Below are 8,389 nucleotides of genomic sequence, written 5' to 3' on the forward strand. Positions count from 1 at the left end.
GCTGCGCCGTCCTGCGCCAGCCGTGGCCGCTTGCGCGCCGGCAAGCGGATGCGGGGCAGGCCGAGGCTTGCGTGGCGCTGGACCAGAAAAACGCGGCCCTCAACGACAAATTGACGGAGCTGGAAGGCAAACTCGGCTCCCTTCAAAAGGCGCTGGCGCAACCCGGCGCTGCCGTGCCGCCCGCCGCCACGCCTGCCGAGGCGGTGGTGCCGCACGCCAAACCCAAGCCACTGGCGGCGCCAGCTGTCAAGCAGCAGTCGGGCGGCAATGGCTTGCTGTGGCTGGGCATCGCTACGCTCGTGTTCCTGCTGCTGACGGCGGTGATCGTGTATGTCTTGCGCAAGCGCAAGCAAGCGTCGGGGCCGGGCGCGCCATCGAAATACTGGGTGCTCCTGCGCAAGCCCTTTGGCCGCAAGAAGGCCGTGCCGGTATTGACGGAAGCGGTCGACGGGGAGGCAGCGCCGGAAGCGGAAGCAGAGCCGTTTTCGCGCTGACGCGGTGCGCGGCGCCCCTGAAACTTGATATAAAAAAAGATAATCAAAAAATACAGGGAAAACAGCGGATAGCGGTGTTGCCTGTTTTTCAAAGATGGTGATATGATTAATTCAGTGGACTTGCTCTACGACAAAACAGCCCCAGCCTGGCGCAGTCACCAACGATAGTGTGGCGCGGTAAACAGGTGTAGCGTTGCATAAACGCCTGGGCCTGGAAGCGGTTCGCGATGCCGACGATGTGCTCGCGAACGCCGGATGCAACCGGCAGCGAGGCGACGCCAGGAGATACCTGGGGTTCGCCTTCCACATTCCCCGCCATGCCTGCACGCCGCGAATTGATGACAAGCAGTCACCAGCCCGCGCGGCATGGCCATGCCGGCAGGCGTAAAAAAAGCACCCTCGGGTGCTTTTTTCATTCGGCGGCCACAGCCGCAATAGCACTGCGCTGCAAGCTGCTTACATGCTGGCGCGCGACGCGGGCATGACGCTGGCCATTTGCGCCATCCACGGTTCCGTGATGGTGCGGATTTCGCGGTCGTTCGCCAGGATCTGTTTCAATAAGTCGATCTTGCGCATGCGCGAGGCACCGGCCAGGGCAGGGACGCCCGCGATGGTGGCGCTGGCAGCGCTGGCGCACTGGTTTTCCAGGGTGTTCAAGCCATCCCAGTCACTCGCTCGTGCGGCCACGACCATTTTGTTGGTCATTCCTGCAATATTTTCGTACATCGAGAGAACGTCGTTGGAGGTCATGAGCACACCCGTAACTAGTGAATGGATTACCGCTTGTCCAGATTAACGGCAGGTCCAGCAGGAACTTGAGGGTGTTTTTGAAAATAAATGAAAATAATTGGACTATTTTTTGGCTGCCCGCCGGAATCGCCCGCCAGCCCGCATGACTGCGCGATGCCTGGGCAGGGGCGATACCGGCGCCGCCCGCCTTAATTGACCAGTTCTTCCAGCCCCGCGCTCAATTCGGCGGGCGGCGGCATCTTGTCGACCAGCACCGAGGGCGGCAAGCCCAGCGCTTCCGCCACGTCGCCCGGGTAGCAGGCGATGATTTCTTCATTGCTGAACTGGTTTTCATCAATGCGCGCGCGCCAGGCGGCCAGGTGGATGATGGCGGCCAGCCGGTTGAATGGCGTGCTGGCCAGCGGATCGGGAAAGGCGGCGATGGTGTCGGCAAAGGCGGCGGGGAATTTCCAGCGGCGCGCCAGCTCCGCGCCCACGTCCGCATAGCTGTAGCCCAGCGACACCCGTTCCGCATCGAGCCGGCGGGCGTCGAAGGGCGGGGCGATCTTGTCGAGCTGCATCGCTTGCTCGGGCATGGCGGCGTGGATCACCAGTTGCCCGATCGCATGCATCATGCCGATGGTGAACGCCAGCTCCTGGTTGTCGCCCGTCTGTCTGGCGATCCAGCGGGCCGACACGGCGCTGTGCAGGCTGTAGCGCCAGAACTGCTGCAGATTGAGGCCGGGCACTGCCTTGTAGCCGCTGACCAGGCCCGAGCTGATGACCAGGGTGCGCACGGTAACAAAGCCGAGCATCAGCACGGCGTCTTCCACCGTGCCGATGCTGCGCGAGACGTGATAGTAGGCCGAGTTGGCCAGGCGCAGCAGCTTGGCGCTCAGGGCCGGGTCCGCGCCCAGCTTGCGGGCGATGTCTTCCGTGGCAATGGCGGGATTGTCGAAACTGCGTACCAGCTCATCGACGATCTTCGGGGCGGCAGGCAGGGCATGGGGATGCTGGAACAGCGCTTCAAGTTGCATGGCAATCTCCTGGGCGTTCGCGCGGCACGGTGCGGGGTCGTCAAACTATATTGCCGATTTTTGCGGGCATGCAAAAAAAAAAAAAGTTCACGGCCGCTTTTTTTCGCTGGGAGCACGCTGAAAACAGGCTATGATTTTGGCTATTTCATTGAAAGGATCGCCATGCACGGTTTGCGTTTTTTCCTGGCGCCGGACGCCAGTCCAGGCTGTCATCTCCCTCGTCCTTGCTGGCGCCGCCCTGGCCAGCCTGCCAGCCCACGCGCACGGCCAGCAGGCGGCCACCGCCGCTCCCGCCGCCGCCCCGGCGAAAGTCTTGCCCGGCGACGACTTTTACGACTACGTGAATGGCGACTGGATGCGCGCCACCGAGATCCCCGCCGACCGCAGCAGCTGGGGTTCGTTCGCCATGCTGGCCAATGCCACCAACGAACGCATCATCGGCTTGATCGAGGGCTTGTCGGCCACGCAACAGGCCGACGCCGGCGCGCGCCAGGTCAGCGATTTTTACCGCACTTACATGGATGAATCGGCTATCGAAGCGAAAGGCTGGGCGCCCGTCAAGCCGCTATTGAAGAAAATTGACGCCGTGCGCGATCAGGCTGGCCTGGCCCGCGCGCTGGGCGAAAGCTTGCGCGCCGATGTCGACCCCCTCAATTCCACCAATTTTTATACGGAAAACTTGTTCGGCCTGTGGGTGGCGCAAGACTTGAACGACACCACGCGCAACGTCGCCTATCTGCTGCAAGGCGGGCTGGGCTTGCCTGATCGCGCCTTTTACCAGGGCGACAGCGCGCGCATGCAGGGCTTGCGCACGGGCTACCAGGCGCATATCGCCGCCATGCTTGCCCTGGCCGGCTACCGCGATGCGCCGGCCCGCGCCGCGCGCGTATTTGCGCTGGAGCAGCAAATTGCCGCCAGCCACGTCAGCCGCGAGGATTCGGCCGATGTCGCCAAGGGCAACAACGCCTGGCGCGCGCAGGACTTCGCCAGCAAGGCGCCGGGCCTGGACTGGAAAACCTTCTTCCAGGCGGCCGGCCTGGGCGCGCAGCAAGACTTCATCGTCTGGCATCCGACAGCCATGACGGGCAGCGCGGCACTGGTGGCCAGCGTGCCGCTGGCTACCTGGAAAGATTTCCTCGCCTTTCACACGATCAACCATTTCAGCACCACCTTGCCGAAAGCGGCCGCCGCCCAGCGCTTCGCCTTCTATGGCCAGACCCTGAGCGGCACGCCGCAGCAGTCGCCGCGCAGCAAGCGGGCGCTGGCGGCAACCAATGCGGCCCTGAGCGACGCCGTCGGCAAGCTGTACGTGGAGCGCTATTTCCCGCCTGAATCGAAGGCGCGGGTGCAGGACATGGTGACGAACATCGTGGCAGCTTTCTCGCGCCGCATCGACAAGCTGGACTGGATGGCGCCGCAAACCAAGGCGCAGGCGCAGGAAAAGCTCAAGACCCTGTACGTGGGCGTCGGCTATCCGGAACGCTGGGAAGACTATGCGGGTTTGCGCGTGGTGCGCGGCGATGCGCTGGGCAATGCGCAGCGGGCGGAAGCGTTCCATTACCGGCAGGAACTGGCCAAGCTGGGCCAAGCGCCTGACCGCAAGGCCTGGGCCATGCCGGCGCAGCTGGTCAATGCCGTCAACTTGCCGCTGCAAAATGCCTTGAATTTCCCCGCCGCCATCCTGCAGCCGCCGTTCTTCGACCCGCAGGCGTCGGATGCGGCCAACTATGGCGGCATCGGCGCCACCATCGGCCACGAAATCAGCCACAGCTTTGACGACCAGGGCGCGCAGTTCGACGCCCAGGGCAAGCTGCGCGACTGGTGGACGCCGGCCGACCTGGCGCATTTCCAGGCCGCGTCAAAACAACTGGTGGCGCAGTTTGCCGCGTATCAGCCATTCCCCGACCTGGCCGTGAATGGCCAGCTGACCTTGAGCGAAAACCTGGCCGACCTGGCCGGCGTGGCGGCCGCGCATGACGCGTTCACCTTGTCGCAGCAAGGCAAGCCGGTGCAGGCGGAGGCGGACCGGGCCTTCTTCACCGGCTATGGCATCAGCTGGCGCAGCAAGGCGCGCGAAGCGGCGGCGCGCCAGCAGATCCTCACGGATGGCCATGCGCCCGCGCAATACCGCGCCGCCACCGTGCGCAACCTCGACGCCTGGTACCCGGCCTTCGGCGTGCAGCCGGGCCAGCAGCTGTATCTGGCACCGGAGCAGCGCGTGCGCGTCTGGTAGCGGGCGGCTGATCGCTGGACGGTGCCGCACGCCGAAAGCGCCGGCACCGTAAAATGGCGGAACATACCGACAGGACCGCCATGAAGCCGACCACGCCAGACCAGCAAGCTCAGCAAGATCCCATCCACGCCATCACCAATCGCACCCTGGCCCATTACGACGCCAGTGCCGAGCAGTTTTTCGAGGGCACGCGCGACCACGACGTCAGCCAGAACATCCGCGCGCTGCTGGACGCCATCGGCAAACCTGCGCCGCTGGCCATCCTCGACCTGGGCTGCGGCCCGGGCCGCGACCTGAAGGCGTTCACGGCCATGGGCCACCATGCCACCGGTGTCGACGGCTGTCCCCGTTTCGTCGAGATGGCGCGCGCCTACAGCGGCTGCAAGGTGTGGCAGCAGGATTTTGTCGACCTCGACTTGCCCGCCGCGCAGTTCGACGGCGTGTTCGCCAATGCCGTGCTGTTTCACGTGCCCAGCGCCGCCTTGCCTGGCGTGCTGCGCGCCTTGCATGCGTGTCTGAAGCCGGGCGGCGTGCTGTTCAGTTCGAATCCGCGCGGGCAGAACCAGGAAGGCTGGAACGGCGCCCGCTATGGCAGCTACCACGACGAGGCGCGCTGGGCTGCGTATGTGCAGGACGCCGGTTTTACCCTGGTCGAGCAGTATTACCGTCCGCCAGGCTTGCCGCGCGAACAGCAGCCGTGGCTGGCCACGGTTTGGCGCAAACCTGCGTGAGGACGGAAATTAGTGCACTTTGGCTATGTGTTAGGAACCGTACATAGTTTTTGCGACCTCGGGCGTAGTATGGACACATCGACACGCAGCAAGCAGTTTGCAACAGCGTGTGAGCCGCAGTACCCGCCCTTCTGGGCAGGACAACAGATGTACCAACTACAGTGAGGATTTATCATGAACAAAGATCAAGTCGAAGGTAAACTGAAGGAAGTCGGCGGTAAAATCCAGGAAGCCGCTGGCAAGGTCGTCGGCAGCGAAGAACAGCAAGCCAAGGGCCTGGCAAACCAGGTCGAAGGCAAAGTACAGAAGAAGGTTGGCGATGTGAAGGACGCAGTTGAGACTGTGACCCGCAAGCCATAATCTGCTGCACGCATAAAAAAACCGCCGCCTGTCGCGAGACAGGCGGCGGTTTTTCGTTGGGCGCCCCGCTTACTTGGCCACGCCCAGGTTCTGCTTGAAGAACATTTCAATTTTCTTGTACACGTGGCGCTGGCCCGCGCGCGACGAGATGCCATGCTTGGCGCCCGGATACGTCATCAGGTCGAACTGCACGCCACGGTTCACCAGCGCGTCGATCAGGCGCGTGCTGTTGCTGAACAAGACGTTATCGTCGGCCATGCCGTGCACCAGCAGCAGCGGCGACTTCAGACCGTCGAGGTGGGCGAACACGGTGCTGTCCTTGTAGCCATCCACGTTTTCCTTCGGCATGCCGAGGAATTGCTCCGTGTAGTGGGTGTCATACAGCGACCAGTCGGTCACGGGTGCCACGGACACGCCCATGGCGATCTTGTCCGATGCTGCCGACAGCAAGCGCAAGGTCATGAAGCCGCCGTAGCTCCAGCCGAAGACGCCGATGCGCTTCGCATCGACGAAGCGTTGCTTGCCCAGCCAGTCGATGCCGACCAGTTGATCGGCCACTTCGGCCGCGCCCAGGTTGTGATAGATGGCGTCCGTGAACGCGCGCTCGCGGCGCGACGAGCCGCGGTTATCGAGGCGGAAGACGACAAAGCCCTGCTGCGCCATGTACTGGTCGAAGTTGTTGCCCCAGCGTCGCGCCACGTGCTGCGAGTGCGGGCCGCCGTACGTCGACAGGTAGACGGGATAGCGTTTGCCCGCGTCGAAGTTCGACGGCTTGACGATGGAGTAATACAGGGTCTGGCCATCGTTGGCCTTCAGGGTGCCATATTCCGTCGGCAGGTGGTCGGCCTTGTACTTGGCGTACGGGTGGCTCGCGTTCAGCGCATTTTCTTCCAGCCAGCCCACCATCGAACCATCAGGGCGGCGGATGCTCACCTGCGGCGGCGTGGCCGGGTCGGAATAGGTGTCGACGAAGACGGCGCCATTGCTGGCAAACGTCGTGTCGTGCCAGCCGTCCGCTTGCGTCACGCGCTGCGGCTTGTCGGCCGTGCTGCCATCGATGGCCAGGGCGTAGGTCTGCTTGTCGATCACGGCGTCGCGGTTCGAGGCGACGAAAACCTTGCCGCTTTTCTGGTTCACGGCCAGCACGCTGTCGATGCCCCATTCGCCGGAAGTGACCGGGTGCAGCAGCTTGCCGCTCATGTCGTACAAATACAGGTGGTTGCGGCCCGTGCGCTCGGACGACCAGAGGAAGGTGCCGTTCGACAGGAAGCGCAGGTCGTCATGGATGCTGACCCAGGTTTTGGACGTTTCCGTCAGCAGGGTGCGCTGCGCCAGCGTGCCGGCATCGACGGCGACCAGGTCGAGGGTCTTCTGGTCGCGCGACTGGCGCTGGTAGACCAGCGATTTGCTGTCCGCGCTCCAGTCGGCGCGCACCAGGTAAATGTCCGGGTTCGCACCCAGTTCCACCTGGCGCTGCACGCCCGTTTCCGGCGAAACGATCAGCAGCTGCACCAGCACGTTCGGGTCGCCGGCGGCAGGGTAGCGCTGTTCCACCACGTCCGTGCGGTCGGCAAAAATTTCAAAGCGGCGCACGACGGGCACCGGTGCTTCGTCATAGCGTTTGTAGGCGATGGCGGAATCGTCGGGCGCCCAGTAGTAGCCGGTGCGCTGGCCCATTTCTTCCTGCGCCACGAATTCGGCTTCGCCGTTGTGGATCGTGCCCTTGCCATCGCTGGTCAGCTGGCGTTCCTGGCCCGATTTCAGGTCGATGACATAGATGTTTTGATCGCGCACGAACGACACATAGCGGCCTTTCGGCGAGATTTTCGGATCCAGCACATTGCCCTTGGCGACCAGGCACGCCTTGTCCGGGTGGGCCACGTCGACCAGGTACAGATTGCCGGCCAGCGGCACCAGCAGCTGCTTGCCGTCCGGCGACCAGCTGTAGCTGAGAATGCCGTTCAGGCTGGCCGTGCGCTCGCGTTCGCGGCGCGCCTGCTCTTGCGGCGAGATGGTTTCATTCGGCACCAGCGCCTTCGAGTCGACCAGGCGGTGCGTGCTCTTGTCCTTCAGCTTGAATTCCCACAGGTCGAGCTGGAACTGGTTGTCGGCGCGGCCGCGCAGGAACGTCACGCGCTCGCCGTCGGGCGATACCTTCAGGTAGCGCACGCCGGGGCCGGCCAGCGCCGGATCGGCGTGGATGCGTTCCAGGGTCAGCTTTTCAGCCGATGCGGGAACGCTGGCCATCGCGGCCAGAAAACAAAGAATAAAACGCATGGATGTCTCGGTAGTTGGAAGAATGAAGGGCGCTGCCTGCCTTGCCGGGAAGCCGGGCTTGAGCCTTGCCCAAGCGTAAGACGATACCAGAGCGTGCGCGTTTATGCGATAGCGCCAGCCACGGAATAAGGCCTTGCTGGCCGTATTTCCTTCGTGAAAATTGTCCAGGCGCCGCGTATTTCATGGCGCTTTGCCCGGTTCAGGCTAATATCGACCCATCGACCACTGTCAGGCATGCACCGCCTATCCAGGCATGGCCAGCGCGGAAGCTGACGGCCACGCGGCCATCGCGCTGCAGGCATGTGCCCTGGCGCACGCGGTAGTCGGCACCCGCCAGCAAGTGGGCGATGCAGGCGTTGGCGCTGCCCGTGACGGGGTCTTCCACCAGCGCGCCGTGTTCGCTGAGCAGCGCGCGCACTTCGTAGTCAGCCGGACCACCCGCCGCGTGGGCGCCATACAGCGCCAGGCCGTCCGCTCGGCAGGCGGCCAGCAAGGCCGTCAGCGCCGCGATGTCGGCGCGCACGGCCA

The 8,389-nt window shown here is 63.8% G+C and carries 8 protein-coding genes and 1 pseudogene; 4 read left to right on the plus strand and 5 right to left on the minus strand.

Annotation, left to right across the window (positions count from 1 at the left end; all coding sequences use genetic code 11):
- A pseudogene (locus JaAD80_RS30895) lies at positions 1 to 494 on the plus strand (hypothetical protein); the annotation flags it as partial.
- Positions 495 to 950: 456 nt separating this feature from the next.
- Here the strand turns inward: JaAD80_RS30895 and JaAD80_RS24430 are convergent.
- Positions 951 to 1,199, minus strand: a complete 249-nt coding sequence (locus JaAD80_RS24430; RefSeq protein ID WP_374755272.1) for a flagellar protein FliT — start codon at positions 1,197 to 1,199, stop codon at positions 951 to 953.
- 233 nt (positions 1,200 to 1,432) lie between these two features.
- Positions 1,433 to 2,260: an HDOD domain-containing protein gene (locus tag JaAD80_RS24435; protein WP_102298420.1), complete on the minus strand. Its 828-nt coding sequence runs from the start codon at positions 2,258 to 2,260 to the stop codon at positions 1,433 to 1,435.
- A 136-nt stretch (positions 2,261 to 2,396) separates the two neighbouring features.
- Between JaAD80_RS24435 and JaAD80_RS24440 the strand changes: the two genes are divergently transcribed.
- The 3 genes from JaAD80_RS24440 (at position 2,397) to JaAD80_RS24450 (ending at position 5,584) form a co-directional block, all read left to right on the plus strand.
- Positions 2,397 to 4,493: a M13 family metallopeptidase gene (locus JaAD80_RS24440; RefSeq protein ID WP_258003156.1), complete on the plus strand. Its 2,097-nt coding sequence runs from the start codon at positions 2,397 to 2,399 to the stop codon at positions 4,491 to 4,493.
- Between the two features lie 80 nt (positions 4,494 to 4,573).
- A complete protein-coding gene (locus JaAD80_RS24445; protein WP_102298424.1) occupies positions 4,574 to 5,224 on the plus strand; it encodes a bifunctional 2-polyprenyl-6-hydroxyphenol methylase/3-demethylubiquinol 3-O-methyltransferase UbiG in 651 nt (216 codons plus the stop codon).
- A gap of 174 nt (positions 5,225 to 5,398) precedes the next feature.
- Positions 5,399 to 5,584, plus strand: a complete 186-nt coding sequence (locus JaAD80_RS24450) for a CsbD family protein (protein WP_034759763.1) — start codon at positions 5,399 to 5,401, stop codon at positions 5,582 to 5,584.
- Between the two features lie 69 nt (positions 5,585 to 5,653).
- On the opposite strand, the gene JaAD80_RS24455 is transcribed toward JaAD80_RS24450, so the two are convergent.
- The 3 genes from JaAD80_RS24455 to JaAD80_RS24460 form a co-directional block, all read right to left on the minus strand.
- Positions 5,654 to 7,861 (minus strand): S9 family peptidase, encoded by a 2,208-nt coding sequence (locus tag JaAD80_RS24455; protein WP_102298423.1) that lies wholly within the window; start codon positions 7,859 to 7,861, stop codon positions 5,654 to 5,656.
- On the minus strand, positions 7,806 to 8,045 hold the full coding sequence (locus tag JaAD80_RS30900; RefSeq protein WP_180979571.1) for a hypothetical protein: 240 nt from the start codon (positions 8,043 to 8,045) through the stop codon (positions 7,806 to 7,808). Before JaAD80_RS30900 ends, JaAD80_RS24455 begins: the two co-directional genes overlap by 56 nt.
- A gap of 15 nt (positions 8,046 to 8,060) precedes the next feature.
- Positions 8,061 to 8,389, minus strand: a 329-nt coding sequence (locus tag JaAD80_RS24460; RefSeq protein WP_146012518.1) for a PhzF family phenazine biosynthesis protein, incomplete at its 5' end; no start/stop codon positions are given.

This window comes from Janthinobacterium sp. AD80 (genome assembly GCF_002878455.1).
Classification (GTDB): domain Bacteria; phylum Pseudomonadota; class Gammaproteobacteria; order Burkholderiales; family Burkholderiaceae_D; genus Janthinobacterium.

What these genes read in the sequence shown, in the direction of transcription:
- JaAD80_RS24430 (WP_374755272.1), bottom strand. Translation starts at nt 1,199, where the DNA reads ATGACCAACAAAATGGTCGTGGCCGCACGAGCGAGTGACTGGGATGGC.
- JaAD80_RS24435 (WP_102298420.1), bottom strand. Translation starts at nt 2,260, where the DNA reads ATGCAACTTGAAGCGCTGTTCCAGCATCCCCATGCCCTGCCTGCCGCC.
- JaAD80_RS24445 (WP_102298424.1), top strand. Translation starts at nt 4,574, where the DNA reads ATGAAGCCGACCACGCCAGACCAGCAAGCTCAGCAAGATCCCATCCAC.
- JaAD80_RS24450 (WP_034759763.1), top strand. Translation starts at nt 5,399, where the DNA reads ATGAACAAAGATCAAGTCGAAGGTAAACTGAAGGAAGTCGGCGGTAAA.
- JaAD80_RS24455 (WP_102298423.1), bottom strand. Translation starts at nt 7,861, where the DNA reads ATGCGTTTTATTCTTTGTTTTCTGGCCGCGATGGCCAGCGTTCCCGCA.
- JaAD80_RS30900 (WP_180979571.1), bottom strand. Translation starts at nt 8,045, where the DNA reads ATGAAATACGCGGCGCCTGGACAATTTTCACGAAGGAAATACGGCCAG.